Source organism: Streptomyces sp. 891-h (genome assembly GCF_022760275.1).
In the GTDB taxonomy this organism is placed as follows: Bacteria; Actinomycetota; Actinomycetes; order Streptomycetales; family Streptomycetaceae; genus Streptomyces; species Streptomyces spirodelae.
In genome coordinates, this window is sequence record NZ_CP050693.1 from 5,552,120 (window position 1) to 5,576,737 (window position 24,618).

Below are 24,618 nucleotides of genomic sequence, written 5' to 3' on the forward strand. Positions count from 1 at the left end.
GAGCTGATAGGACGATGCCCCGCCCCGCCCCGGCGCGGTCTCAGCGAGCCGCGTACGCCCGCAGCCGGTCCGCGCGCGGTGTCAGACAGCAGCTCGCGCAGCGGACCGCCTCCGCGCTGGTGTAGTACAGGCAGCAGGTGTTGCGCAGGTAGTGGAGGCGGCTGCTGCCGTCGGCGCCGGTGACCTCGGCGAGCTCGCCGAGCCGGGCCAGCCGGGGTACCGGAGTGGTGAACTGCGCCCAGCGGTGGGCCAGTTCGGCGGTGGGGCGGGGTGCGGCAGCGCTCAGCGCGGTGGCGCAGCCGTGTGCCACTCCGCCGTGCAGCTGCCGCAGCCCGGCGCGGGTGGCCCGGTGCAGCGCGGCGGCGAGCGGCAGCAGATGGCTGTTCAGCACGGCCTCGTGGAGGGCGGCCACGGTGGCAGCATGGTCCCGGCAGGGTGCCGCGAGCAGCCGTGGGGCCCGCAGCCGGACGCCCGCGATCCCGTGGCTGCCCGGCCGTACCAGGAGGTTGGGCGGCCGTACGTCCCATACGCGGCCGTCGAGCACCCAGCCGAGCATCGCCGCCGCCGTCACCCGGCCCGCGTACACGGCCATCAGGGTCAGCGCCGCCGCGTGCGCAGTGCGGTGGCCGCTGCCCCGCCACTCGGCGTCCAGCAGCCGGCTCAGCTCGGCCGAGCCCGCGGTCGCCAGCCGGTCCGCGGGCAGCCACTCGCCCGCGTCCGCTTCGGCGGCCGGCGGGTCGCCCGGCAGCATGTGGTAACGGGGGCCGTACGCCGAGGCGAGGTCGGTAAGCTCGACCAGCGCCGTCAACTCGTCCAGGGGTACGGGCGCGTGTGCGTACGACCCGCTCATCCCGGCACCCCCTTGGTCCGTGGGAGGCCGGCCGACGACAGGCCGGCCGGCGGCAGGTACACCACGGTCGGCGCACCCGTCCGCGGATGGACGCTGACCTCCGCCCGTACCCCGTACACCTCGGCCAGCAGCCCGGCCGTCAGCACCTCTTCCGGCGTGCCGTCCGCCACCACGCGCCCGTCCCGCAGCACATACAGCCGGTCGCAGAAGTACGCGGCGAGGTTGAGGTCGTGCAGTGCGAGCAGGCCGGTGGCGGGGAGTTCCCGCACCAGCGTCAGCAGCTCCCACTGGTAGCGCACGTCCAGATGGTTGGTCGGTTCGTCCAGGACGAGCAGCGCCGCGTCCTGCACCAGCGCGCGGGCCACCACGACCCGCTGCCGCTCGCCCCCGGACAACTCGTCGAAGGGCCGCGCGGCCAGCGCGGCCGCTCCCGTCCGCTCCAGCGCCTCGGTCACCAGTTCGGCGTCCCGTGCCGTGTCGCCCTCCCAGAACCGCTTGTGCGGGGAGCGGCCCATCGCCACCACCTGCCGTACGGTCAGCCCGAAACCGCCGCTCGCGTCCTGCGGTACGGCCGCCACCCGGCGGGCCCGCGCCTTGGCGCCCAGTGCCACCGCGTCGTCGCCGTCGAGCGTGATCCGCCCGCCGGTGGGCCGCAGCGTCCCGTAGACGCAGCGCAGCAGTGTCGTCTTGCCGCTGCCGTTGGGCCCGACGACACCGACGGTCTCGCCGGGCCGGGCCTGGAGCGTCACCCTGTCGAGCAGGGGGCGCCCGCCGGCCGTCTCGTAGGAGACCTCCTCGGCGCGCAGCGCACCCGGACCGGTCACGCCGTCACCCCCTCGGTGCGGTGCGAGCGGCGCAGCATCCACAGGAAGAACGGCCCGCCGGTGAGCGCCGTCAGCACACCGACCGGGATCTCCTCGGGCGCCGCGACGGTACGTGCCGCCAGGTCGGCCAGTACGAGGAACGCCGCTCCGCCCAGTGCCGCGACCGGGAGCAGCGCACGGTGCCCGGCGCCGACCGCCATCCGCGCCGCGTGCGGCACCATCAGCCCCACGAAGCCGATCGCGCCGCTCACCGTCACCAGCACCGCCGTCACCAGCGAGGCGAGGACGAAGACGGCGGCACGGAAGCGTCCGGTGTCCAGGCCGAGCACGGTGGCGCCCTCCTCACCGGCCAGCAGCAGGTCGAGCGGCCTGGCCAGCGCCAGCAGCAGCACCGATCCGGCGGCCAGCACCAGCGCGGGCAGCAGCAGCGTGTGCCACCGGGCCTGGCCGAGCCCGCCCAGGGTCCAGAAGAGGATGGCCCGCAGATGCTCGTTCTCGGAGGAGGTCACCAGCACCAGGCTCGTCAGCGCGGAGAGCACGTACTGCACCGCCACACCCGCCAGCACCAGCCGTCCCGTCGGCAGCGCGGTCAGCGTCCCGCCGCCCCGCGCCATCGCGTAGACGACGACCAGCGCGAGCATCGCCCCGGCGAAGGCGCCCGCCTGCATCGAGACGGCGCCGACACCCAGGACGACGACCAGCACGGCTCCGGTCGAGGCTCCGGAGGAGATCCCCAGCAGATACGGGTCGGCCAGCGGGTTGCGTACCAGCGCCTGCAGCACCGTGCCCACCAGGGCCAGACCGGCTCCGACCACGGCGGCCAGCAGCACGCGCGGCAGCCGCACATCGAGGACGATGGTGGTGAACGGGCCGGGCCCCGAGCGGCCCGTCAGCGCGGCCAGCACCTGGCCGGGCGGTATCCGCGCCGAACCGAGGGCCAGCCCGGCGAGCGCCCCGGCGACGAGTACGGCGACGAGCGCGGCGGCCACCAGCGTCCACCGCGCCTTGGAGCCGACCGGCATGGCACCGCTGCGCACCGCGCTACTCCGCCCCACGGCCGTCCTTGGCGTGGCGGTCCTCACCAGGGCCGCCCTTGCCGTGGCCGTCCTTGCCCTGGCTGTCCGCCGCCCGTTCCGGGTGGAGTTGGCGGGCCAGCGCGTCCACCGCGTCCGGCACGCGCGGCCCCAGCACCGCCGAGGAGAGCGGCAGCACCGCGAACCGCCGGTTCTTGATGGCGGGCACGTCCGCCAGCGCCGGGTCGTCCAGCAGCCGCTTCTTCTTCTGCGCCACGGTCGTCCCGCCGTAGTCGTAGATCACCACGACCTCCGGCTTGCGCTGGACGACCTTCTCCCAGGAGACGTCTGCGAAGTTCTTCCGAATGCCGGCGAAGACGTTGCGGCCCCCGGCGCGGCGTACGATCTCGTTGCCGATGCCCTTGCCGCCCGCCGTGAACGCGGAGCTGTCGCCGCTGTCGTAGACGAACACCCGGGTGCGCTCGGCCCCCTTCAGCCGCTCGGCGGTGGCCGCGAGCTGCCGGTCCTGCTTCTTGATCAGCGCTTCCGCCCGGTCGGGGACGCCGAACGTACGGCCGACCTGACCAATCTCCCGGTGCAGTGTGGAGATCCCGACGTCCTCGGTGCAGTTCTCCAGATTGAGACGGGTCTTGACGCCGGACTCGGCGAGGGCGGCGCGCTCGCGCCCCTCCGACTTGTCGAAGGCGCTGGCGTAACCGCCGTAGACGAAGTCGGGGTTGGCCGCCAGCAGCGTCTCCTTCGAGGGGTACTTCTTCGCGAGCACCTTGACGCGGTGGTACGCCTTGGCGTAACGGGGCAGGATGCGGTCGTCGAGATAGGCGGTGCCGGCCATCCGGTCCCGCAGGCCGAGGGCCAGCATGATCTCGGTGACGTGCTGGTTCATGGTTACGGCACGCCGCGGTGGGGCGGTGAAGGTCGTCTTCACACCACAGTTGGTGACCGTGTAAGGGAAGCCCTCGGCGGAGGCGCCTTCCTGTGCCCGGTCCCCGCCGGAGCCGCCCGCGCAGGCGGTGGCGGGTATCAGCAGCAGCGAGGCGAGCGCCACCCGGGCGGGACGGCGGCGGGCGGTCGGGTCGAGTGCCGGGGCGAGCCCCGGCAGGAGTGCGCGGATACGGCGCGGTCGGCGCATGGCCAGGTGATCCTTCTCCGTCGTGAGCCCAGTCGCGGGGCCCGGCGTGCCACCGCGCCCGGGGCCTTCCGGACGCGGATGCCAGCAGGTCTTCGGGCTCGGGACTGCGGGGGCGTCGCGCCTTCCCGGGGTTCGTGTCCCCAGTGGCCTTGTGCGCGCCCCAGTCCCACACCGCTGCGCGTCAGCTCCGGATTCGCACCGGATTCCCTGACCCGATCAAGGGTTTGACTGGCGGCTGAAACGTACCACGCGGGCGGCAGACCGCAGGAAGCGAGGGAGAGTGGGGGAGAGCGGGGGAGAAACGGCAAAAAGGACCCCGGGGCTTTGCCCGGCCCCGGGGTCCTGGGTGCCGCTCGTTCGCACGCCCTGACGGTTCATGGGCGGATCGTTCGGCGATGTCCTCGCGTGGAGCCACTCCACCACGGCGGCATGTGGAACCGCCGGCCGGGTTCGAACCGGCGTCTCGAGGTCGTCACCACCCCGGTTGCCGGGCGATGAACGGCGATGCTGAGCTTGGAGCGAGAGGTTGAGCTTGACCGGCGCCTGCATGAGGGCAGGTCGCCGGGGGTTCACACATCAGCTTCAGCTTCAGCTTTGCGCTCCTGGCGCACCCCGGGCCGAAAGGGCGTCGAACCCCATGGCCCGGGGAGTCTGTAGTTGTGTTCCGCGTCTTGCGTCTTGCGTCTTGTGCCGCCGCCTACGCGAACAGGTAGCCGAAGACGGCGTCCCCGACGCGCTGGTCGGTGGCCTCCGTGCTGTTGGCCTCCTCGCGGGCGAACTTCACCGCCGCCGCCAGCTTGTCCAGCCGCTCCAGCAGTTCGTTGACCCGGCGCGCGGGCAGTGCGCCGGAGTACTTGACCGTGGTCCAGTAGCCGACGGGGATGTCCTCGTAGTACACCTCGACCTGGGCCGGGTGCTTCTCGGTGGCCTCCGCCTTCACATGGTTGCGCGGCACCTTCTTGGTGCGCACCGTACGGACCTGCTCGGTCTTCCACCAGTCCGTGGAGGGGTCCTTCTCCCACGCCTCGGCGCCGTCCAGGACGGGCAGCTTGCGCAGGAAGGAGCCGAGCTCTCCCAACTGCTTCTCCAGGAAGAGCAGATAGGAGACGGGCACCTCGGACAGGACGGTGCGGCCGTCGACGACGACATCCGCGCGAGCCGTGAGGTTCGCCCAGTCCTTCGTCGCCGTCACATCGAACAGCCGGGTGAGGATCTTCGCCGTTTCCTTCAGCACATCCTCGGCCTTGACCTGGACCCGTGTCGACTCCGGCGGAAGCTGCTCGCCCTCTTCGTCCTTGGGCTGGTACGTACGCGAGATACCGGCCAGCATCTGCGGCTTCGTCAGCCCGTGCTGCGCCTGCGCCAGGTCCTGGGCCACCTTGGACTTGACGCCCTTCTCGACTGCGATGATCTGATTCAGCTTCGCCACGACTGCGAAGCTAGCAGCCCAACACCGAGTCGGACCACGTAATTTGTTCGACGGATCGGTAACAGCGGCTTCCCACGTACGAGTGAAAAAGGATGGTCGTCATTCCAGCGCGGGTAGGCCAAGTCAGCACCGATCCGACGAGCTGGGGGACAGTCACGTTGTCGCAACCCTTCGAACTGCCCGACTTCTACGTGCCCTACCCCGCCCGGCTCAACCCGCACGTCGACCAGGCCAGGGCCCATTCGCGGGAGTGGGCCGGGAAGATGGGGATGCTGGAGGGCTCCGGGATCTGGGAGACCGCCGACCTGGACGCGCACGACTACGCGCTGCTGTGCGCCTACACCCACCCCGACGCGAGCGCCGAGGACCTGGCGCTGGTCACCGACTGGTACGTGTGGGTCTTCTTCTTCGACGACCACTTCCTGGAGGAGTTCAAGCGCACCCAGGACCGGGCCGGCGGCAAGGCGTATCTCGACCGGCTGCCGCTGTTCATGCCGCTGGAGGACGACTCGGCGGCGCCGGTGCCCGAGCCGGTCAACCCGGTCGAGGCGGGGCTGGCCGACCTGTGGGCCAGGACGGTGCCCGCCATGTCGGCCGACTGGCGGGCGCGGTTCGCCGTCAGCACCGAGAACCTGCTCAACGAGTCGCTGTGGGAGCTGTCCAACATCAACATCGGCCGGGTGCCGAACCCGGTCGAGTACATCGAGATGCGGCGCAAGGTCGGCGGTGCGCCGTGGTCGGCCGGGCTTGTGGAGTTCGCGGCACACGCCGAGGTGCCCGCGGCGGTCGCCGCCTCGCGCCCGCTGTGCGTACTGCGCGACACCTTCTCCGACGCCGTGCACCTGCGCAACGACCTGTTCTCCTACGAGCGGGAGACGCGGGACGAGGGCGAGCTGTCCAACGGCGTACTCGTCCTGGAGACGTTCCTGGGGTGTTCGACGCAGGAGGCCGCCGACGCCGTCAACGACCTGCTCACCTCCCGGCTCCAGCAGTTCGAGCACACCGCGCTGGGTGAAGTGCCCGCGCTCTGCGCCGAGAAGGGCCTCGATCCCGCCCAGTGCGCCGATATCGCCGCCTACACCAAGGGACTCCAGGACTGGCAGTCCGGCGGCCACGAGTGGCACATGCGCTCCAGCCGCTATATGAACGGGGGCGGAGCGGGCGGCAGCGGCCCGGCGCGGCTCCCGTTCGTCCCGGCCGGGCTGGGGACCTCGGCCGCCGACCTGCTGCGCCCGCACACCCGCGCACAGGCCCGGCGCGTCCGCTCCTTCAGCCATGTGCCGCACGAGCGCACCGGTCCCTCGGTGCTGCCCGACTTCGAGATGCCGTTCGAGCACCGGCTCAGCCCGCACCTGGACGGCGCACGGGAGCGGGTGATCGCCTGGGCCCACGCGATGGGTCTGCTGGAGCCGCAACCGGACGTGCCGGGCGGCCGGGTGTGGGACGAGGAGCTGATGCGGGACTACGATCTGCCGCTGTGTGCCGCGGGAATCCACCCGGACGCGACCGCCGACGAGCTCGACCTGGCCTCCGCCTGGCTGGCCTGGGGCACGTGGGGGGACGACTACTACCCGGCGCGCTTCGGCCGCACCCGCGATCTGGCGGGGGCCAAGGCGTGCACGGAGCGGCTGTCGCTGTTCATGCCCGTCGACGAGGTGCCCGGAGCGGGAGCGCTCGACGCGGGAGCACCCGGAGCCGGAGCACCCGGAGCCGGAGCACCCGGAGCCGGAGCGCCCGAAGCCGGAGCGCTCGAAGCGGGGGCGCCCGGCACACCCCCGGCGAGCCCGTTCGAGCGCTCGCTGGCGGATCTGTGGATGCGCACCGCCGGTCCGATGAGCCCCGCGAAGCGCCGCCGCTTCCGTGCCGCCATCGAGACCATGGCAGCCAGCTGGCTGTGGGAGCTCGACAACCAGACGCAGAACCGCATCCCCGACCCGGTCGACTACGTGGAGATGCGGCGGAGTACCTTCGGCTCGGACCTGACCATGAGCCTGTGCCGGCTCACCCAGCCCGACACCATCCCGGAGGAGATCTACCGCAGCGGTCCGATGAAGTCGCTGGAGAACGCGGCGGCGGACTACGCCTGTCTGCTCAACGACGTCTTCTCGTACCAGAAGGAGATCGAGTTCGAGGGCGAACTGCACAACGGGCTGCTGGTCGTCCGCGACTTCTTCGACTGCGACTATCCGACGGCGCTGCGCATCGTCGACGATCTGATGAAGTCCCGGATGCGGCAGTTCCGGCACGTGGCCGCCAACGAGTTCCCCGTGCTCTACGACGACTTCGCGCTGGGGAAGGCCGAGCGCGCGGCGCTGGACGGCTATGTGCGGGAGCTGGAGAACTGGATGGCGGGCATCCTGGCCTGGCACCACGGCTGCCGCCGGTACACCGAGGCGGATCTGCGCCGCCACTTCCTGCCTACGTGGCCGTTCGACGGCCCTGCGGGACTGGGGACGTCGGCTGCCCGGCTGGGGAGGACTGCTGCGGGTCGGGTGCCGCGGTAGTGGACGGTGCCGCGGTAGCGGAGTCGGCCCCGGTCACGGGCCGCGGCGGGCGCGGGGTGCGGCCGCGCGAGCGGGAGACGGCCACCCCGGCCAGGCACAGCAGGCCGCCCGCCAGGGCCAGCCGGCCGGGGACCTCGTCCAGGAAGAGCCAGGACATCAGTACGACCAGGAACGGGACGACGTACGTGGTGGAGCCCATGCGCCCCGCGGTGGTGCGGGAGAGGGCGTAGGCCCAGGTGGAGAAGGCGAGGGCGGTCGGGAACACGCCCAGGTAGACGGTGTTGAGGGTGGCCGAAGCGGGCGCGTCGGCCACCTCGGCGACCAGCTGCCCGCTGAACGGGAGGCAGGCCACGAAGCCGATCAGGCAGCCGAACGCGGTGACCTGCAGCGGCGAGGCGTGCCGCAGCGCCGGCTTCTGGCTGACGACCCCGACGGCGTACGAGATGGCGGCCAGCACGCACAGCGCCACTCCCAGGGGCGAGGAACCGCTGCCCTCGGAGACCGACAGGCCGACGACGACGGCGCCCGCGAAGGAGACGGCCATCCCGGCGAGCAGCCGGCGTGGGAAGCCCTCCTTGAGCAGCCAGCCGCCCAGCAACGCCATCAGCAGGGGGCCGATGTTGACGACCATGGCCGCCGTGCCCGCGTCCACCAGCCGCTCGCCCCAGTTGAGCGCGACCATGTAGCCGCCGAACCACAGGACGCCCGAGGTGATGATGCCGGGCCAGGCTGCCCTGGGCGGGAGCCCTTCGCGCCGGACGAGCAGCACCGCGCACAGGACGAGCGCCCCGGCACCGAGCCTGCCCAGTGCCAGGGCGCCCGGTGAGTAGTGCGCGCCCGCGCTGCGTATGGAGACGAATGCCGAGGCCCACAGCACGACCGTGACTCCGGCTGCCGCCAGCGCCGTGCCCTCGGCGCGCTTTCTGCCTGCCCCTGCCGTCATGAGGGCTCCTTCGTGGTTCACCGACCGCACATGCCGGACCGCATATGACAGTCAGGACCGTAGGGCACTCATGCTCATGACGCTACGGGTTTTTCCGGTGCTCCTTTCCCGGCTTCGAGCCCCGGTGTCAGGGCAGCAGCGACCGCACCAGACGGCAGGTGGTGAGCGACGGCGGGTGCACGCCGATGCGGTGGGCCGTCGCCCGGATGGTGTGGTTGCGTGCCTGCTCGGCGGTGTAGACGCCGGTGTCGAGCAGGGCTATGGCGATCCGCATCGCCTTCAGTTGGCGGTTGTGCGTCTCGTACCACTCGCGCGGCCGGCCGGCCGGGAGCGGCTTCTTGGGCAGGACGGGCAGGGTGGACATCTTCGGCAGGTGCTGCTGCTGGTGCTGGGTGCGGGTGGTGGGGCGGGAGTGCGAACGAGAGGTACGGGAACGGACAGCAGTCATCGACGGTCTCCTCACGACGTCGGTGCGCTTGCTGGAACTACCTCGATTCTACCCGCCCCCACTGACAAAACCCGCTGGTCATCAGGGAGTTCGGGATCTTTGTTCGATTAGGCGGCGGTCTCCCGCACAGGCTCTGCGCACGCTGCGGGACGCCCGAAGTCCCGCAGGATCTGCTCCGTGGCACGCTCCGCCGAACTCAGCGCCCCGCGCGGGGTACTGGTGTCCCGGTGCTCCCCGCACACGTACAGCCCGGACAGCACCCGCACCGGCCGCCGGGGGTCGTGCGGGGCCGGCATCGCGGGCACCGCGTCCGGGTCGTGGTAGGCCGCCAGCAGCTCCCAGCGGTCCGTCGAGGTGCCGTAGACGCCCGCGAGCTGCAGCCGCGCCGCCTTGTCCAGCGCCGTGGGCGGCTCGGCAGCGCGCTCACCCAGGACGACCGAGGTGATCAGCGTCCGGCCGGGCGCGGCGCGCGAGGGGTCGACCGACGAGGCCACCCAGGTGTGGCTGACGGGGTCGGGTTCCGTGCCGTCCCGCTCGGCGCAGACGGTGAAGGAGGGGCCGCTCACGCTCGGCGGCAGCGGCTCTTCCGCAGCGTGGTGCAGCACGGTCACCGGGTGGAACTGGGGCACCCGCAGCCCCGGCAGCAGCGTGGCGGCCGAGCGGGCACCGGTCGCCACCAGCACGGCGGCGCAGCCGAAGGTGCCGTGCTCCTCGGTCCGTACGGCGTGTGTGCTGACGGAGGTGACCCGTACGCCGGTACGCACCGTGCCCGGAGGCAGCGCCGCCGCCAGCAGCTCCGTAACGGTCGCCTGGCCGCCCGCGGGTACGCCGAGTCCACCGCGGGCGAAGCCGCGCAGGGTCAGGTCGGCGACGCGGCTGGAGGTCGTCAGCGCCGGGTCCGACAGCAGCGCGGTCAGCAGCGGGCGCACCAGCGTCTCCGCCGGGCGCGAGGGCAGACCGCGATCCGTCAGCGCCTGGCAGGTGGGCACCTCGGGCCGGGACAGCAGCCCCTGGGGCGGCACCGAGGCGAACCGCGCCAGGGAGACGCGCAGCCGGACGAGCCCCAGCGCGTCGGACATGTCGGCGCGGGTGCGCGCGCCGGTGAGCGCGCGCGCCGTCGTCAACGCGGTCGATGCGCCCCGCGTGCTTCCTGCGCCCCTCATGCGCCGGTCGAGCAGGGCCGTACGGCCGGCCCGCACCGGCTGGGAGCCGCGCTCCGTCCTGCGGGCCGCCACCCGGTGCCTGCGGCCCTCCGCGTGCAGCAGCGCCCCCGGCGTGAACGGGCGCAGTGAGAGCGCCTCCAGCGCGGGCAGCCGGGTGAACGCGTCGGCGTCCCGGTCCAGGCTGAGCACCCCCGGGCTGCGGTCGAGGCGGTACCCCTCCAGCTGATCGGTGCGCAGCCGTCCCCCGGCCGCGGGTGCCGCCTCCAGAACGAGGACACGCAGGCCCGCCGCGGTCAGCCGGTGCGCGGCAGCCAGACCGGCCAGTCCCGCGCCGACGATCACCACGTCCGCTGTCCGCTCTCTGCCGGCGCCTTCCACCTCCTCGTGGCCGGTCCCGGTGCGGGTGTCTGCGTGTGCGCTGCTGGTCAGCACATTTCCTCCCGACGTCGACGCGCGTGCGGGTCTGATGGGGGCTGGTCGGTTCGGCCTTCTCGCTGCTGTCGCGTTGGTGCTGTACGTGCGTTCTTGTGCCCAAGTGGGGCATCCGGCTCTCGTCCTGATGCCCCGGCGCGCCCACCTCATACCCGTGTTCGAGCGTTGGTGTGTGATCCCCTCTCCGGTACGTCGCGCGGGGGGCGCCCGGATGCATACCCGGGCTCAGAGGGCGGCGCGAATGGCGTCCGTGACCGTCGGGAAGGCGAAGCGGAAACCGGCGCCCAGCAGCCTGCGGGGGAGCACCCGCTGGCTGCCCAGCACGTCTGCGGCGAACTCGCCCAGCGCGACGCGGAGCACGGGCGCGGGGACGGCGAAGGGGGTGGGGCGGTGGAGGGCGCGGCCCATGGCGGCGGTGACCTCACGGTTGGTCGCCGGTTCCGGCGCGGTGAGGTTCACAGGGCCCGACAGCGACTCCTCCTCCAGCAGGAACCGCAGCGCCGCCACGTGGTCGTGCAGCGCGATATGGCTCCAGAACTGGCGGCCGCTGCCCAGCCGCCCGCCGAGCCCCGCCTTGAAGAGCGGGAACAGCCGCCCCCACGCCCCGCCCCCGCGCGCGACGACCAGCCCGGTACGGCCGAGGACGGTACGGATACCGGCGTCCTGCGCGGGCTCCGCAGCGGCCTCCCAGTCCTGGCACAGCTCGGCCAGGAAGCCGCTGCCGGGCCCGGCGCTCTCGTCGACGGCACGGTCCCCGGTGTCGCCGTAGTAGCCGATGGCCGTGCCGACGATCAGGGTGCGGGGCGGGGCATCCAGCGCGGCGAGGGCACCGGCGAGGGTGCGGGTGCCCAGGACCCGGCTGTCGCGCAGTTCGCGCTTGTAGCTGTCCGTCCAGCGGCGCGCGCCCACGGGTGCGCCCGCGAGGTGGACGACGGCCTCGCAGCCGGCGAGTCCGGCAGCGTCCACCCGGCCGCCCGTGGGGTCCCAGCGCAGCTCGTCGTCGGCCGCGGCCGGGCGCCGTACCAGCCGCAGCACCTCGTGCCCCTCGGCCCGCAGGGAGCGGGTGAGGGCCGAGCCGATGAGTCCGGTGGAGCCGGTGACCGCGATGCGCATACGCCCATCCTGACGTATCCGCAGCGAACCCGGAGGCGGTGCCTCACAGCCCCCGTACGGCGGCGATGGTGAACGGCGTCTGCGGGGTACCGGGGCCCATCGGTCCGCCCTTGTCGAATTGCGAGCGGACCACGAACAGCGTGCCGCGCTCCCGCACCAGGGTGGTCGGTATCTGGAGGCCGGGGTCGCTCGCGCGGGCCTCCTGGCGGGCTTCGGTGCCGTCGTGGTTCAGCCGCCAGCGGCTCAGCGCGTTGTCGGTGTTGTGGACGACCCACAGCCTGTTGCCCGCCGTCTCCAGGCCGTCGGCGTTGCGCAGGTCGGCGCCGTGCAGCCGGACGCGGGAGACCTTGCCGGTGACCGGGTCGAGGCGGTAGAGGCCGCCGCCGGTCATGTCCGCCGTGACCAGATAGCGGCCGCCGGGCCCGGCCGCGATGCCGTTGAGGGTGTAGGGCACCTGGTCGGTGGGTGGGGGCACCACTTCGGCCAGGTCGAAGCGGGTGACCAGCTGCCCGCGTCCGCCTGTCGCCTGGGCGCGGGCCAGCTGCGCCGGCGTGACGCGGTAGACGACGTTGCGCACGCTGTCGGTCACATAGGCCGAGCCGTCCGGGGTCAGCACGAGGTCGTTGACGAAGAAGGGGTCGTCGCCGGTGACGTCGAACCGGGCGAGCAGCCGCCGGGTGCGCAGGTCGTAGACGAAGACGCCCTTCGTGGAGTCGGTGACCCACAGCCGCCCCGCGCGGTCGGCCTTGAGGCCGTTGGCGGTGTGCCGTCCGTCGGTGCCGGCGGGCAGGAAGGTCTCGGCCACGCGGTGTCCTGGCGTCATCCGGTAGACGGCGCCGGTCTCGAAGGAGGCCGCGTACAGCCGGCCGGAGCACGGGTCGGCGGCGATCCCCTCCGGGTAGACGCGGTCGCCGGGCAGCTCGTACGCGGTCGAGATCCGCAGCCGGGGTGCGGGTGCGGAGTGGCCGGCGGGTGCGGTGTGCGCGGTGTGCGAGGCCGTCGCCGGGGTGGCGGGCGGCGTGGTGAACGCCGTGAGCGCGGTGGCTGTTGTGGCCACGGCGAGCGCGGTCAGCGCGAAACGGCGCCGGGAGGGGGAGAGCTGACGGGAAATGGTGTGCCTCCAGTGACAGAAGGGGCCCAGGGCAGCGGTGAAGAACCACCACGACAATGAGAGCCCTCTCATCGGAACGTATGCACAAGTCTATTAGAGCTCTAATCTTCGTCAAGGCTCTTCCCTCTGGGCTGGTGGCTACGATGCGTGGATGACCTCCATGCCCGCCTCCGAGCGCCTGGGCTCGCACATCAAGGAAGCCGAGCACGCGCTCAACGCGACCAAGCACGCCGTGCTCAAGCCTGCCGGGCTGACGGTCCCTCAGTACGCGGCGCTGCTCCAGCTCGCCGAGAACCCCGGCATCCCGGCCGCTGCCCTCGCCCGGGCCTGCCGGGTGACGGCGCCGACGATGAACACGGTCCTCAAGAACCTCCAGCAGCGCGGTCTGATCACCCGCACCCCCCACCCCTGGCACCGCAATGTGCTGGAGACCCGGCTGACGGAGCTCGGGACACAGGTGATGGCCGAAGCCGACGAGAACGCCGTACGGGTCGAGCGGGGACTGGCGGCCCAGTTCACCGACGAGGAGCGCGCCCAGCTGATCTCCCTGCTGGCGCGGTGCTCCGACTACCTGGAGTCGGTACGGCCCGGGTGAACCGGGCGCCGTGCGGCGGGCGCGGCCCCGCGCGGGCTCACTCCCCCCGGAAGCGGTCCCACAGCCGGGGCAGTCGGTCGGCCAGCGCCACCGGGTCCTCCATGTTGAGGGGCACGCCGTCCGGGTCGGCCGGTGCCTCCGGCAGGCCCAGGTCGGGCAGGACGGTACCGGTCAGCTGTTCGTACGCCTCGTCGGCAGCGAAGCCCAGCTCCTCGCCGTCTCCGTCGAGCTCCTCGTCGAAGTCGTCCAGCAGCTCGGCGAGCGCGTCGGCGTCGTGCGCCGCTCCCTCGAAGACCTCCCGGCCCTGGCCGATCAGCCAGCAGCGGAAGGAGTCGAACACGTCGTCGCTCGCGCCGTCCAGCAGGATCCAGGCGGCGGCCCACAGGTCCCACTGGTAGGAGCGGTTGTAGCGCGACTCGAAGTGGCGGGCGAAGTACGTCACCGCGTCGGGGTCGAGCTGGGTGAGCTGCTCGACCAGCAGATCCGCCTGTTCCTGGGGGTCGCCGTCGGCCTCCTGGCGGGTGGAGTCGATCAGCTCCCAGAACTCCGTCTCGTCCATCACGCCCTCAGCATCGGGCCTGAAAGCGCGCGGCGCACGCGGAGTGCGCCAGATGCGGCTGTGTCGTTATGAGACATGAACCACACGGCATTCCGTATTCGATATCCGACAGAGGTTGTCCGGTATCGCTGCCAGCGTCTTCCCCCTGCGAACCAGCGCAGCAGCGAAGGAGGAACAGTGAAGGAACCGAGCAGCTCCCACGGGCCGCTGGCCGGCAAGGTCGCTCTCGTGGCGGGCGCCACCAGAGGGGCGGGACGCGCCATGGCAGTCGAGCTGTGCCGCGCCGGAGCGACCGTCTACGCGACGGGCCGCACCACCCGGGAGCGGGCCAGCGAGGTCGGCCGGACGAGCGAGACCATCGAGGAGACGGCCGAACTGGCGAGCGAGGCGGGTGCCGGCGGGGGAGGGGGCAGCGGGCACGCCGTCGCCGTCGACCACCTCGACCCCGAACAGGTGCGCGAACTCATCGCACGTATCGACCGCGAACAGGGCGCCCTCGACATCCTCGTCAACGACCTGTGGGGCGGCGACCACCTGGTCGGCTTCGACAAGAAGCTGTGGGAGCACGACCTGGCCGACGGGCTGCGCGTACTGCGGCTCGGCATCGACAGCCACCTCATCACCAGTACGTACGCGCTGCCGCTGCTGACCCGGCGGCCGGGCGGGCTGCTGATCGAGGTCACCGACGGCACCGAGGAGTTCAACCAGCGCTACCGGCAGCCCGTCTACTACGACCTGGCCAAGACCGCACCCCTGCGGATCGCCCGCGCGCTCGCCGAGGAGACCAAGGAGCACGGCACCACCGCCGTCTGTCTGACCCCCGGCTGGCTGCGCTCGGAGACGATGCTCGACACCCACTTCGAGGTGTCGGAGGACCAGTGGCGCGACGGGTGCGCCAAGGACCCGAACTTCGCGATCTCCGAGAGCCCCGTCTTCGTCGGCCGTGCCGTGGCCGCGCTCGCCGCCGACCCGGACGTGGCCCGCTGGAACGGCCGGTCCGTCTCCAGCGGCGGCCTCGCCAAGATCTACGGCTTCACGGATGTGGACGGCTCGGCACCGGACGCCTGGCGGTATCTGATGGACCTCGACACCGCCGAGGAACCGCTGGACGCCGGCACCTACCGTTAGACGGCCCCTCCCGGGGGCGCGGGGAGCTGCGCGCCCAGCGCCCCCGGGGGCTACTCCGCCAAGTAGAGGGCGCCCATGGCGCGCGCCGCCCCCACAAAACGGCGCCGCAAGGAGCCGGGCGCCAGTACCTCGCACTCCGGGCCGAGAGCGAGGAGCTGCTCGTAGGCCACCTCCTCGCTCTCCACCGGCAGCGTCACCGTCGTACGGCCCTGGTCGTCGACGGTGCCGCGCGCCAGCGCCTCCTCGGCGGCGGCCCGGTCGGTGACGTACCGCAGCCGGCGGGCGCCCGGCCCGGTCAGCCGCAGCGTCACCTGCTCACGCAGGATGGCGCGCGCGAACGCGGCCGCCTGCTCCGTCCAGAAGGCGGCGAGGTCGAAATCGGCGTCCCGGTCGAAGCGCTCGTCGTGGACGGCCACCTCGGTGAACCGGTCGACGCGGTACACCCTCCAGGGGTCCCGGCCCCGGCGGTCGGCATCCGCCGGGACACGGGCCGCCAGATACCACCGGCCCGCCTTCAGCACCAGCCCGTACGGCTCCAGCTGCCGCTCGACCTGGCCGCTCTTCCCCTGGTAGCGGACGGCCACCCTCCGGTCCGACCAGACGGCGTCGGCCAGCGTGGGCAGCAGCGGCGGTGTCTCGGGCGCCTGCCACCAGCCCGGGGCATCCAGGTGAAAACGCTGCGCCGTGCTGGCGTGCACATCGCGCAGCGCGGGGTCCAGCGCCGCCGAGACCTTCAGCTTCGCCGCCGAGGCCGCGTCGTCCAGCCCCAGGTCCCGCAGCGCCGAGGGCACGCCCGACAGGAACAGCGCCTCCGCCTCGGTGCGGCCCATGCCGGTCAGCCGCGTACGGTAGCCGCCGATCAGCCGGTAGCCGCCCGCGCGGCCCCGGTCCGCGTACACCGGCACGCCCGCCTCGGAGAGGGCCAGCATGTCCCGCGAGACCGTACGCTCGGAGACCTCCAGCTCCTCCGCCAGCTGTGCGGCCGTCATCTCCCGCCGTGCCTGGAGCAGCAGGACCATCCTGATCAGCCGGGCTGCCCGCATGCTGAATACTCCTCCCGTGGGCCGTGTCCCGCTGTTACCGTTCCGCCCGTTATACAGCGAACAAGGAAACGGTCATGTCTCAGCAAACTCGCGAACAGCGCGAACAGTGGGGCTCGCGAGCCGGCTTCCTGATGGCGGCCATCGGCTCCGCCATCGGGTTGGGCAACATCTGGCGCTTCCCCGCCGAGGCGTACAAGAACGGCGGCGGGGCCTTCCTGCTGCCCTATCTCGTCGCGCTGCTCACGGCGGGGCTCCCGCTGCTCATTCTCGAATACACGGTCGGCCGCAAGTACCGGAAGTCGCCGCCTGCGGCGTTCCGGCAGATCTCCCGTCCCGCCGAGGCCATCGGCTGGTGGCAGGTCGTGATCTGCTTCGTCATCGCCTCCTACTACGCGGTGATCGTCGCCTGGGCCGTGCGGTACGCCGGGTTCTCCTTCGGCAAGGACTGGGGCAAGGATCCCGAGAAGTTCTTCATGGGGGACTTCCTGCAGACCGGGAGCGAGCCCGGGCTGCCCAGCTCCCTCGTCGGAAACGTCTTCTGGCCCCTGCTGGCCGTGTGGATCATCGTGCTGGCCATTCTCGCGCTGGGTGTACGGCGCGGTATCGAACGGGCCAACAAGATCTTCATCCCGGCCCTGGTGTTCTTCTTCCTGATCCTGGTCGTCCGCGCCGTCACGCTCGACGGCGCCGCCAAGGGCCTGGACGCGCTCTTCTCCCCCGACTGGAGCGCGCTGACCGACGGCAGCGTCTGGGTCGCCGCCTACGGGCAGATCTTCTTCTCGCTCTCCATCGGCTTCGGCATCATGGTCACCTACGCCTCCTACCTGGGGCGCCGCGCCGACCTGACCGGCTCGGCACTGGTGGCCGGCTTCGCCAACAGCTCCTTCGAGATCCTCGCGGGCATCGGCGTCTTCGCCACCCTCGGCTTCATGGCGCAGGCCAACGGCGCGGCCGTCGGCGACGTGGTCAGCGAAGGGGTGGGCCTGGCCTTCATCGCCTTCCCTGCCGTCATCTCCCAGATGCCGCTCGGCGCGGCCTTCGGCGTCATCTTCTTCGTCTCGCTGGCCATCGCGGGCCTCTCCTCGCTGGTCAGCATCGTCCAGGTGGTCATCTCCGCCGTCCAGGACCGCACCGGCATGCGCCGCGTGCCCGCCGTGTGGCTCGTCGGCGGCCTGGTCGCCGTCGTCTCCCTCGCCCTCTTCCCCACGGACGCGGGCCTCTCGCTGCTGGACGCGGCCGACCACTTCATCAACCAGTACGGCATCGCGCTGGCCGCGCTGTTCTTCCTCGTCGTGATGGCCTGGATCCTGCGCCGCCTGCGGCCCTTCCAGGCCAACGCCGACGAGACCTCAGCGGTGCGGCTGGGCGTCTGGTGGCGGGTCTGCCTCGGGGTGATCACCCCGCTGGTGCTCGGCTGGATGATGGTCGACAGCCTGCGCAAGGAGTTCGACGAGAACTACGGCGGCTACCCCACCTCCTTCCTCGCCTGGGCGGGCTGGGGTGTCGCGGCCGGCGCCCTGGTCGTGGGCATCCTGATCTCCCTCATCCCCTGGCGCGGAGCGCCCGTCGAGGGCGACGCTGAACGGGAGGAGGTGCGCTGATGTCCGCAGGAGCCCTCGTGATGATGGCCGTGGCCGTGCTGATCGTCTGGGGCGGCCTGATCGCCGCCATCTTGCGCTTGCGCAAGCACCCGTCGGAGTAGCCGACCCGCACAAGCAAAGTTCCCCGCGCCCCAAAGGGGCGCGGGGAACTTTGCGCTCAGCCACAACCCACCGGCGCTCGGGCAACGACCCGGGCCCCGGATGGCGCGTCTCCGCGAAGACGAACCCCGCGAAGCGTAGGCGCCCCGCCTACGCGAGGCCGTACTTCTCGGCGGCCCGGCGGACGTCCTCCGCCTTGACCTCGCCCCGCCGCGCGAGCCGCGACAGGGCGGCGACCACGACGGACTCCGCGTCGACGCCGAAGTACCGCCGTGCCGCCTCGCGGGTGTCGGAGAGGCCGAAGCCGTCCGTGCCCAGCGAGGCCCAGTCCTGCTCGACCCACTGGCTGATCTGGTCCGGCACGGCACGCATCCAGTCGCTGACGGCCAGCACCGGACCCGGTGCCCCCTCCAGCGCACGGGTCACATACGGCACCCGCTCCTCACCGCGCAGCGCCGCCGCGTCGCACTCCATGGCCTCACGCCGCAGCTCCGTCCAGGACGGTGCCGACCACACATCGGCGGCCACGCCCCACTCCTCGGCGAGGATGCGCTGGGCCTCCAGCACCCAGTGGATCGCCGTTCCGGAGGACAGCAGCTGGATACGGGGGGTGTCAGCGGAGGCGGCCTCCGCCTCCTTGAAGCGGTAGAGGCCCTTGAGGATGCCCTCCTCGACGCCCTCGCCCTCGGGCATGGGCGGCTGCACCTTGGTCTCGTTGTAGACCGTCAGGTAGTAGAAGATGTTCTCCTGCGCGGCCGTGTCCGGGCCGTACATCCGGCGCAGGCCCTCCTTGACGATGACGCCCACCTCGTAGGCGAACGCCGGGTCGTAGGAGATGACCGCCGGGTTGGTGGAGGCCAGCAGGTGCGAGTGGCCGTCGGCGTGCTGGAGGCCCTCACCGGTCATCGTCGTACGGCCTGCCGTGGCGCCGATGACGAAGCCGCGGCCGAGCTGGTCGGCGAGCGCCCAGAACTGGTCGGCGGTGCGCTGGAACCCGAACATCGAGTAGAAGATGTAGAACGGGATCATCGGCTCGCCGTGCGTGGCGTACGACGTGGCAGCCGCGGTGAAGTCCGCCAGCGAACCGGCCTCGGTGATCCCCTCGTTGAGGATCTGGCCGTCCTTGGCCTCCTTGTAGTACAGGAGCTGGTCGCGGTCGACCGGATCGTAGTTCTGGCCGAGCGGCGAGTAGATACCGGCCGACGGGAACAGCGATTCCATACCGAACGTACGGGCCTCGTCCGGGACGATCGGCACCCAGCGCTTGCCGGTCTCCTTCTCCCGCATCAGGTCCTTGACCAGTCGCACGAACGCCATGGTGGTGGCGATCTCCTGCGAGCCCGAGCCCTTCTTCAGCACATCGAAGGGCTTCTCGGCGGGGGAGGGCAGGCCGACCGGGTGCACCTTGCGGGCCGGCGCCGGGCCGCCGAGTGCGGCGCGCCGCTCCTGGAGGTAGCGCACCTCGGGCGAGTCGGGGCCCGGGTGCACATACGGCACCAGCTCGTCGTCCAGCTTGCTGTCCGGGATGGGCAGCTCCAGCAGGTCCCGCATGGCACGGAACTCCTTGCCGGTGAGCTTCTTCATCTGGTGGTTGGCGTTGCGGGACTCGAAGCCCGGGCCCAGCGTCCAGCCCTTGACGGTCTGCGCCAGGATCACCGTCGGCGCGCCCTTGTGCTCGACGGCCGCCTTGTACGCCGCGTACACCTTGCGCGGCTCGTGGCCGGCGCGTGAGGTCTTGAACAGCTCGGTGATCTTGTCGTCCGACAGCAGCTTGCCGAGCTCGACGAGGGCCGGGGAGGCGCCGAAGAAGTGCTCGCGGATGTAGGCCGCGTCGCGGGTGGCGTACGTCTGGAACTGCGCGTCCGGCACCTCGCGCAGCCGCCGGGTGAGCGCGCCTGTGGTGTCCAGCGCGAACACCTCGTCCCAGGCGGAGCCCCACAGCGACTTGATGACGTTCCAGCCGGCCGCGCGGAACTGGGTCTCCAGCTCCTGCACGATCTTGAAGTTGGCGCGGACCGGGCCGTCCAGCCGCTGGAGGTTGCAGTTGATGACGAACGTGAGGTTGTCCAGCTGCTCCCGCCCGGCCAGGGCGAGCGCCGCTGTCGACTCGGGCTCGTCCATCTCGCCGTCACCGAGAAAGGCCCATACGTGCGAGGCGGAGGTGTCCTTGATGCCGCGGTGGGTCAGATAGCGGTTGAACCGCGCCTGGTAGATCGCGGAGATCGGCCCCAGGCCCATGGAGACCGTGGGGAACTCCCACAGCCACGGCAGCCGGCGCGGGTGCGGGTAGGACGGCAGCCCGTCGCCGCCCGCCTCCTGCCGGAACCGGTCCAGGTGCGCCTCGGTGAGCCGCCCGTCGAGGAAGGCGCGGGCGTAGACGCCGGGGGAGGCGTGGCCCTGGACGTACAGCTGGTCACCACTGCCGTCGCCCTCCTTCCCCCTGAAGAAGTGCTGGAAGCCCGTCTCGTACAGCCAGGCCGCCGAGGCGAACGTGGCTATGTGGCCGCCGAGGCCGTAGCGGCTGCCGCGGGTGACCATGGCCGCCGCGTTCCAGCGGTTCCACGCGGTGATGCGGGACTCCATCGCCTCGTCGCCCGGGAAAGCCGGCTCGGCCGAGGTCGGGATGGTGTTGACGTACTCCGTCTCCAGCAGGGCCGGTACGGCCAGACCGCTGTGCTGCGCGTGCTCGACGGTACGGCGCACCAGGTACGCGGCTCGTTCGTCGCCCGCGTGTGCCGCGACGGCGTCGAGCGACTCGCGCCACTCGCCGGTCTCCTGCGGATCACGGTCCGGGAGCTGGTCCAGCTCGCTCGGATACGGGCGTACGGGATCGGGCATGGTGGCCACCTTCCGGACGTGTAGGCCCCTCCAAACGGGTCGGGAGGGCGGTTGTGCGGGTGGGTGTTGTGAACCCTGACGGGCAGGACAGGGGGCACCCCAACGAAGGGACTGTACGCCTGTGATCGATGATCGATCAAAGCTTCCCGCGAAATTGGCATTCCGTGCCGTGAAAGTCGGCACGCGATGTCAGGTGAGGCCGCGCCCCGAAGGGGCGCGGGGAACTGCGCGACCAGCCACAACGGACCCGCACCCGGGCGACGACGCCATCCGCAACGGCGGGTTTCCTCCTCAGTCCCGTGGCGCCGGGGCGCAACCCAGCACGTGCTCCTTCACCAGCGCCCCGATGTTCGGGTCACAGCGCTCGATGGCGGCCATCACGGCCTCGTGCTCCTCCGCGTACGACTCCTGCACCGTACCCAGCCAGCGGATCGACAGCGCCGTCCACACCTCGATGCCCAGGCCCTCCCAGGTGTGCAGCAGCACGCTGTTGCCCGCTGCGCGCACCAGCTCCCGGTGGAAGGCCACGGTGTGCCGCACCTGCGCCTCCCCGTCCCCGCGCCGGTCCGCCTCGTACAGCGCTTCCACATGCGGCCGCAGCCCCGTGACGTCCCCCGCCAGCCGGGGCACCGCCAGCTCCGCGGCGATCTGCTCCAGACCGGCCCGGACCGGATAGATCTCCTCCAGATCCGCCGCCGACAGCTCCCGCACCCGCACGCCCTTGTTCGGCGACGACTCGATCAGCCGCAGCGCCTCCAGCTCCCGCAGCGCCTCCCGCACGGGGGTCTGGCTGACCTCCAGTTCCACCGCGATCCGCCGCTCCACGATCCGCTCCCCGGGCTTCCACCGCCCACTGACGATCCCCTCCACGAGGTGCTCGCGGATCTGCTCGCGCAGCGACTGGACGACGGGCGGGGTCATGAAGAGGCTCCTCGCAACGAGGTGGTGGGGCTCCTAGACGATACGACCAACCACGGCACTCCGTGCCACTCCGTGGTCGCGACGGCCATCACCGGGTGACCGTGCGGACCGTACCGGTCACCGAAAACGGCGGCGTGGTTACGCCCCCTCGCCGTACTCTTACACGGCCGTGAAGCCCTGGTCTGCCAGCGGCGTCCGAGGACCGGGGGACAGCGGGCAAATTGCGTCTGGCGACAGGGGGAAAGGTGGGCTTCGAGCAGGAATGGACCCAGCTCAAGGCGGGCCACAAACCGCAGGAGGCCCGAATGCAGCTGAATCACGCGCCCTCGCCGGACGGTGCCGGGACCGGAGCGGCCTCGGACGAGCCGAGTCTGGTCGTGCACCAGGACGACCTCGGTGCCGTCGGACACGAAGCGTTCAAGCTGCACGGGATGCTGCGGAAGAAGGCGGACATCGGGAACGCCGGCCGGGACGGCAAAGAGCTGTCTTCGACCGCGAGCGCGGCCAAGGAGATGTCCTCGCACCACCTTCTCACCGGCGACGAACTCGACACCACGCTCGCCACGTGGAGCTCCCAGGTCAAGACGGTGCTTCAGATGTGCGCCCACATCTCCAACCACCTGGACTACTCCAAGAAGGCCCATATGCACGACGACCGGGAGATCGCCGCCTCGATGCGCCACCGGGACGGAACCCCGATGAGTCCGTCCGAGATCCTCAAACACGTGAAGTAGCGCAGCGCGCAGGGGGACCGATGGCTGCATTCACCTACACGGACCTGATCGAACTGGACCTCGGCAAGCTCAAATCCGCGGTCGACGACTGGAAGGACATGGTGGACGCCCTCGATGACATGAGGACGATGGCCACCGACGGATTGCGGGCCAAGTCGGACGCGGCGGTCTGGAAGGGCGCCAACGCCACGGTGACGAAGAAGTTCGTCACCGCCACGGCCAACGAGGTCTGGGATCTGCACGCGGAAGCGATGAGCATTCACGCTGTCCTCGATGACGCGCACTCGGAGCTGCACCGGCTACAGGAACGGGCCAAGGAGCTGACGCGCGAGGCGAAGGCGGGAGACCCGGACATCGAAGCCAGAAAGCCCGCCCTTCTGGTCATCGACGGCAAAGACGGGACGGTACGGGTTTCCGCAATGGAGTGCAGGGCGGACGGGTACCTCCCGGCACGCACAAAGGGGCTGATCGACTACTACGCCGAGGCTCTGACCGGTCTTGTCACCCACGCCGCTGAGATCGATGAGGCGACGCGGGATCTGCTGCGTAAGAGCCATGGAAGTTCGCCGCACAACGCGGGCCACGGGACTTACACCTCCTTGGACGGAGCGCAACTGCCTCGGGCGATGAAGCTGGCCGGGCAGGGCGACGGCGCTAGCAAGGAGGAAAAGGCGGAGCTGCGGCGACTGTGGCAGTCCCTGAGTCCGGGGGCTCGCGCCGAATTGTGGGAGAAGCACAAGGACGGGTTGAAGGATGCCGGCATCTTCGGTCCGACCGTCAAACAGGTCCCGCCGGATGCCGGATCAGGACCGCACGGGTCCCGGGAGCCCGGAATGCAGGAGCGCTTGACGAAGGCCAAGATGTTGGCCCTCGCCAGCGGCGGCGGCTGGCGAGGGTGGTCGGACGCCTCCCGGCACATGGACCATTACTTGTCGAACGACGGCAGCCCCATGGAGCTGTCGGTGGACAAGATGATGGATGACGATGAACGCTTCAATAATCACACTCAGGAACTGGTCAGAGGGAAGGAGAGTGCCTGGCGAAATGAGGCACTGAAAGCATTTAGAGAGAACGGCAACATGCCGGTGGCCATACCTGTAGAGACCCGCAGCAAGGGTTTCAGTTTCTTCGAGGAGAACGATCCGAACTGGTACTTCGCCGTCGGTTCGATGGACACCAATGTTACCGGTGTGGTTACAGTGAAGGCCGATGCCAACGGCGACCCCAAGGTTGCTCTCGATTACCAGGTGAATGCATGGGACCAGTACAACTGGGACAAGGGGAAGGGGGTGAATATCGGAAAATTCTCCATCCCCGATGGGCAGCCTGCCAGCCTTCACGAGACCGGTCTCGCTAAAGAATTCGCCATGTCTGGCAGTAGTTCGGTAATGCATCGAGAATTGAACGGCGCAGAGGGGGGCGGGAAATTCCCGGAGCCTGATGGTCCTGGCCTGGGCCGGGACGGCGGAAGGGCAGACCCTGACAGGAAACCGTGAAAACGCTGGTAAGAACCCTGGGAGACCCCTCATGTCGCGGACTTCGCGCCTGGCTCTCATCATCGGCACCGCAGTCGTGAGCGGTGTCGCCGCCCTGGTCGTTGCGATGTCCCTGCTCGCCGACGCGACGGAGTCGGATCTGAGCGAGCAGGAGAAGAAGTGCTGCTGGAAGAAGGGGGTGACTGCGGCGTCGCTGAGCCGGGAACTGGGGGTGCGGCTACCGGATGAGGCCTCTGACAGGCGTGCTGCCTTCAAGATCGGATCGCGGTACGACACGGCGCTGCTGTCCTTCACTCTTCCTACCGGGGAGGCGAAGAAGTACGTCGCGACCATGAAGCCCTCGGATGAAGAGTTGATCACCAATCAGCACCCCGAGAAGGCCGACTACCGGCCCATGGCACCCTTCAGCCGGTTGCATCTGCCGGAGCCCGAGACCCTGACCAAGGGACTGCGGATGGCTTCTCTCTGTCCGGACAGCGCACCGTTGGGGGAGGTCGGCCAAGAGCCCCCGGGGCTCAAACGCCTCAACCACTGCATCCGCCTCTTCACGCACGAATACGAGCCGGGAGCCACCCGCCTCTACATCAAGTCGGACATCGAGTAGCCGGCCATCGCGCAAGAGGG

Annotated in this window: 22 protein-coding genes, 1 tRNA gene and 1 riboswitch; of the genes, 8 read left to right on the plus strand and 15 right to left on the minus strand. The window is 70.9% G+C overall.

The features are described from left to right. Positions 1–40: 40 nt before the first annotated feature. From HC362_RS24325 to HC362_RS24350, 6 genes are all read right to left on the minus strand, one after another. On the minus strand, positions 41–850 hold the full coding sequence (locus HC362_RS24325; RefSeq protein WP_243086238.1) for a (2Fe-2S)-binding protein: 810 nt from the start codon (positions 848–850) through the stop codon (positions 41–43). Beyond that, a complete protein-coding gene (locus HC362_RS24330; RefSeq protein WP_243086240.1) occupies positions 847–1,674 on the minus strand; it encodes an ABC transporter ATP-binding protein in 828 nt (275 codons plus the stop codon). Before HC362_RS24330 ends, HC362_RS24325 begins: the two co-directional genes overlap by 4 nt. After that, positions 1,671–2,696 (minus strand): iron ABC transporter permease, encoded by a 1,026-nt coding sequence (locus HC362_RS24335; RefSeq protein ID WP_243088792.1) that lies wholly within the window; start codon positions 2,694–2,696, stop codon positions 1,671–1,673. The genes HC362_RS24330 and HC362_RS24335 overlap by 4 nt, the downstream gene beginning before the upstream one ends. 19 nt (positions 2,697–2,715) lie before the next feature. Continuing rightward, positions 2,716–3,837, minus strand: coding sequence for an ABC transporter substrate-binding protein (locus HC362_RS24340; RefSeq protein ID WP_243086242.1), 1,122 nt, complete (start codon positions 3,835–3,837; stop codon positions 2,716–2,718). Positions 3,838–3,902: 65 nt separating this feature from the next. Further along, positions 3,903–4,085: riboswitch (cobalamin riboswitch) on the minus strand. Positions 4,086–4,269: 184 nt separating this feature from the next. Then, a tRNA-OTHER gene (locus HC362_RS24345) sits at positions 4,270–4,343 on the minus strand. 191 nt (positions 4,344–4,534) lie between these two features. Beyond that, positions 4,535–5,266, minus strand: a complete 732-nt coding sequence (locus HC362_RS24350) for a hypothetical protein (RefSeq protein WP_243086243.1) — start codon at positions 5,264–5,266, stop codon at positions 4,535–4,537. Positions 5,267–5,424: 158 nt separating this feature from the next. On the opposite strand from HC362_RS24350, the gene HC362_RS24355 reads away from it, so the two are divergent. Next, entirely contained in the window at positions 5,425–7,770 is a 2,346-nt protein-coding gene (locus tag HC362_RS24355; RefSeq protein WP_243086245.1) for a germacradienol/geosmin synthase, read from the plus strand. On the opposite strand, the gene HC362_RS24360 is transcribed toward HC362_RS24355, so the two are convergent. From HC362_RS24360 to HC362_RS24380, 5 genes are all read right to left on the minus strand, one after another. Then, complete coding sequence (locus HC362_RS24360) at positions 7,685–8,713, minus strand: DMT family transporter (RefSeq protein ID WP_243086246.1); 1,029 nt, start codon at positions 8,711–8,713, stop codon at positions 7,685–7,687. The two genes, HC362_RS24355 and HC362_RS24360, sit on opposite strands and share 86 nt — an antisense overlap. 127 nt (positions 8,714–8,840) lie before the next feature. After that, entirely contained in the window at positions 8,841–9,077 is a 237-nt protein-coding gene (locus HC362_RS24365) for a hypothetical protein (RefSeq protein WP_243088793.1), read from the minus strand. Between the two features lie 191 nt (positions 9,078–9,268). Beyond that, positions 9,269–10,756, minus strand: coding sequence for an FAD-dependent oxidoreductase (locus HC362_RS24370; RefSeq protein WP_243086248.1), 1,488 nt, complete (start codon positions 10,754–10,756; stop codon positions 9,269–9,271). A gap of 225 nt (positions 10,757–10,981) precedes the next feature. Continuing rightward, positions 10,982–11,869, minus strand: a complete 888-nt coding sequence (locus HC362_RS24375) for a TIGR01777 family oxidoreductase (protein WP_243086249.1) — start codon at positions 11,867–11,869, stop codon at positions 10,982–10,984. A 43-nt stretch (positions 11,870–11,912) separates the two neighbouring features. Continuing rightward, positions 11,913–13,052: an SMP-30/gluconolactonase/LRE family protein gene (locus HC362_RS24380; protein ID WP_243086251.1), complete on the minus strand. Its 1,140-nt coding sequence runs from the start codon at positions 13,050–13,052 to the stop codon at positions 11,913–11,915. 79 nt (positions 13,053–13,131) lie between these two features. Between HC362_RS24380 and HC362_RS24385 the strand changes: the two genes are divergently transcribed. After that, on the plus strand, positions 13,132–13,575 hold the full coding sequence (locus tag HC362_RS24385) for a MarR family transcriptional regulator (protein WP_243086253.1): 444 nt from the start codon (positions 13,132–13,134) through the stop codon (positions 13,573–13,575). 37 nt (positions 13,576–13,612) lie between these two features. Here HC362_RS24385 and HC362_RS24390 read toward each other — a convergent pair whose 3' ends face one another. After that, positions 13,613–14,134 (minus strand): DUF4240 domain-containing protein, encoded by a 522-nt coding sequence (locus HC362_RS24390; RefSeq protein WP_243088794.1) that lies wholly within the window; start codon positions 14,132–14,134, stop codon positions 13,613–13,615. Between the two features lie 177 nt (positions 14,135–14,311). Between HC362_RS24390 and HC362_RS24395 the strand changes: the two genes are divergently transcribed. Beyond that, the gene (locus HC362_RS24395; RefSeq protein ID WP_243086254.1) at positions 14,312–15,262 is read left to right on the plus strand and encodes an SDR family oxidoreductase; all 951 of its coding nucleotides are present in this window, start codon (positions 14,312–14,314) and stop codon (positions 15,260–15,262) included. A gap of 50 nt (positions 15,263–15,312) precedes the next feature. On the opposite strand, the gene HC362_RS24400 is transcribed toward HC362_RS24395, so the two are convergent. After that, positions 15,313–16,305 carry a YafY family protein gene (locus tag HC362_RS24400; RefSeq protein ID WP_243086256.1) on the minus strand — a complete coding sequence of 331 codons (993 nt, stop codon included), beginning with the start codon at positions 16,303–16,305 and terminating at the stop codon, positions 15,313–15,315. A gap of 74 nt (positions 16,306–16,379) precedes the next feature. Between HC362_RS24400 and HC362_RS24405 the strand changes: the two genes are divergently transcribed. Then, entirely contained in the window at positions 16,380–17,906 is a 1,527-nt protein-coding gene (locus HC362_RS24405; RefSeq protein ID WP_243086257.1) for a sodium-dependent transporter, read from the plus strand. Continuing rightward, complete coding sequence (locus tag HC362_RS24410) at positions 17,906–18,007, plus strand: methionine/alanine import family NSS transporter small subunit (RefSeq protein WP_243086259.1); 102 nt, start codon at positions 17,906–17,908, stop codon at positions 18,005–18,007. The genes HC362_RS24405 and HC362_RS24410 overlap by 1 nt, the downstream gene beginning before the upstream one ends. 148 nt (positions 18,008–18,155) lie before the next feature. Here the strand turns inward: HC362_RS24410 and aceE are convergent, their stop codons facing one another. Both aceE and HC362_RS24420 read right to left on the minus strand, forming a co-directional pair. Next, a complete protein-coding gene (gene aceE, locus HC362_RS24415; protein WP_243086260.1) occupies positions 18,156–20,843 on the minus strand; it encodes a pyruvate dehydrogenase (acetyl-transferring), homodimeric type in 2,688 nt (895 codons plus the stop codon). Between the two features lie 291 nt (positions 20,844–21,134). Beyond that, positions 21,135–21,764 carry a GntR family transcriptional regulator gene (locus tag HC362_RS24420; RefSeq protein WP_243086262.1) on the minus strand — a complete coding sequence of 210 codons (630 nt, stop codon included), beginning with the start codon at positions 21,762–21,764 and terminating at the stop codon, positions 21,135–21,137. A gap of 305 nt (positions 21,765–22,069) precedes the next feature. Between HC362_RS24420 and HC362_RS24425 the strand changes: the two genes are divergently transcribed. Genes HC362_RS24425 through HC362_RS24435 form a run of 3 tightly spaced genes read left to right on the plus strand, consistent with a single transcriptional unit; the run spans position 22,070 to position 24,598 of the window. After that, entirely contained in the window at positions 22,070–22,498 is a 429-nt protein-coding gene (locus tag HC362_RS24425) for a hypothetical protein (protein WP_243086264.1), read from the plus strand. 20 nt (positions 22,499–22,518) lie between these two features. Then, on the plus strand, positions 22,519–23,994 hold the full coding sequence (locus HC362_RS24430) for a hypothetical protein (protein WP_243086265.1): 1,476 nt from the start codon (positions 22,519–22,521) through the stop codon (positions 23,992–23,994). 31 nt (positions 23,995–24,025) lie between these two features. Beyond that, positions 24,026–24,598: a hypothetical protein gene (locus HC362_RS24435; protein WP_243086267.1), complete on the plus strand. Its 573-nt coding sequence runs from the start codon at positions 24,026–24,028 to the stop codon at positions 24,596–24,598. Positions 24,599–24,618 lie beyond the last annotated feature (20 nt).

What these genes read in the sequence shown, in the direction of transcription:
- HC362_RS24325 (WP_243086238.1), bottom strand. Translation starts at nt 850, where the DNA reads ATGAGCGGGTCGTACGCACACGCGCCCGTACCCCTGGACGAGTTGACG.
- HC362_RS24335 (WP_243088792.1), bottom strand. Translation starts at nt 2,696, where the DNA reads ATGCCGGTCGGCTCCAAGGCGCGGTGGACGCTGGTGGCCGCCGCGCTC.
- HC362_RS24340 (WP_243086242.1), bottom strand. Translation starts at nt 3,837, where the DNA reads ATGCGCCGACCGCGCCGTATCCGCGCACTCCTGCCGGGGCTCGCCCCG.
- HC362_RS24360 (WP_243086246.1), bottom strand. Translation starts at nt 8,713, where the DNA reads ATGACGGCAGGGGCAGGCAGAAAGCGCGCCGAGGGCACGGCGCTGGCG.
- HC362_RS24365 (WP_243088793.1), bottom strand. Translation starts at nt 9,077, where the DNA reads ATGTCCACCCTGCCCGTCCTGCCCAAGAAGCCGCTCCCGGCCGGCCGG.
- HC362_RS24375 (WP_243086249.1), bottom strand. Translation starts at nt 11,869, where the DNA reads ATGCGCATCGCGGTCACCGGCTCCACCGGACTCATCGGCTCGGCCCTC.
- HC362_RS24380 (WP_243086251.1), bottom strand. Translation starts at nt 13,052, where the DNA reads ATGAGAGGGCTCTCATTGTCGTGGTGGTTCTTCACCGCTGCCCTGGGC.
- HC362_RS24385 (WP_243086253.1), top strand. Translation starts at nt 13,132, where the DNA reads ATGACCTCCATGCCCGCCTCCGAGCGCCTGGGCTCGCACATCAAGGAA.
- HC362_RS24390 (WP_243088794.1), bottom strand. Translation starts at nt 14,134, where the DNA reads ATGGACGAGACGGAGTTCTGGGAGCTGATCGACTCCACCCGCCAGGAG.
- HC362_RS24400 (WP_243086256.1), bottom strand. Translation starts at nt 16,305, where the DNA reads ATGCGGGCAGCCCGGCTGATCAGGATGGTCCTGCTGCTCCAGGCACGG.
- HC362_RS24405 (WP_243086257.1), top strand. Translation starts at nt 16,380, where the DNA reads ATGTCTCAGCAAACTCGCGAACAGCGCGAACAGTGGGGCTCGCGAGCC.
- HC362_RS24410 (WP_243086259.1), top strand. Translation starts at nt 17,906, where the DNA reads ATGTCCGCAGGAGCCCTCGTGATGATGGCCGTGGCCGTGCTGATCGTC.
- aceE (WP_243086260.1), bottom strand. Translation starts at nt 20,843, where the DNA reads ATGCCCGATCCCGTACGCCCGTATCCGAGCGAGCTGGACCAGCTCCCG.
- HC362_RS24420 (WP_243086262.1), bottom strand. Translation starts at nt 21,764, where the DNA reads ATGACCCCGCCCGTCGTCCAGTCGCTGCGCGAGCAGATCCGCGAGCAC.
- HC362_RS24425 (WP_243086264.1), top strand. Translation starts at nt 22,070, where the DNA reads ATGCAGCTGAATCACGCGCCCTCGCCGGACGGTGCCGGGACCGGAGCG.
- HC362_RS24430 (WP_243086265.1), top strand. Translation starts at nt 22,519, where the DNA reads ATGGCTGCATTCACCTACACGGACCTGATCGAACTGGACCTCGGCAAG.
- HC362_RS24435 (WP_243086267.1), top strand. Translation starts at nt 24,026, where the DNA reads ATGTCGCGGACTTCGCGCCTGGCTCTCATCATCGGCACCGCAGTCGTG.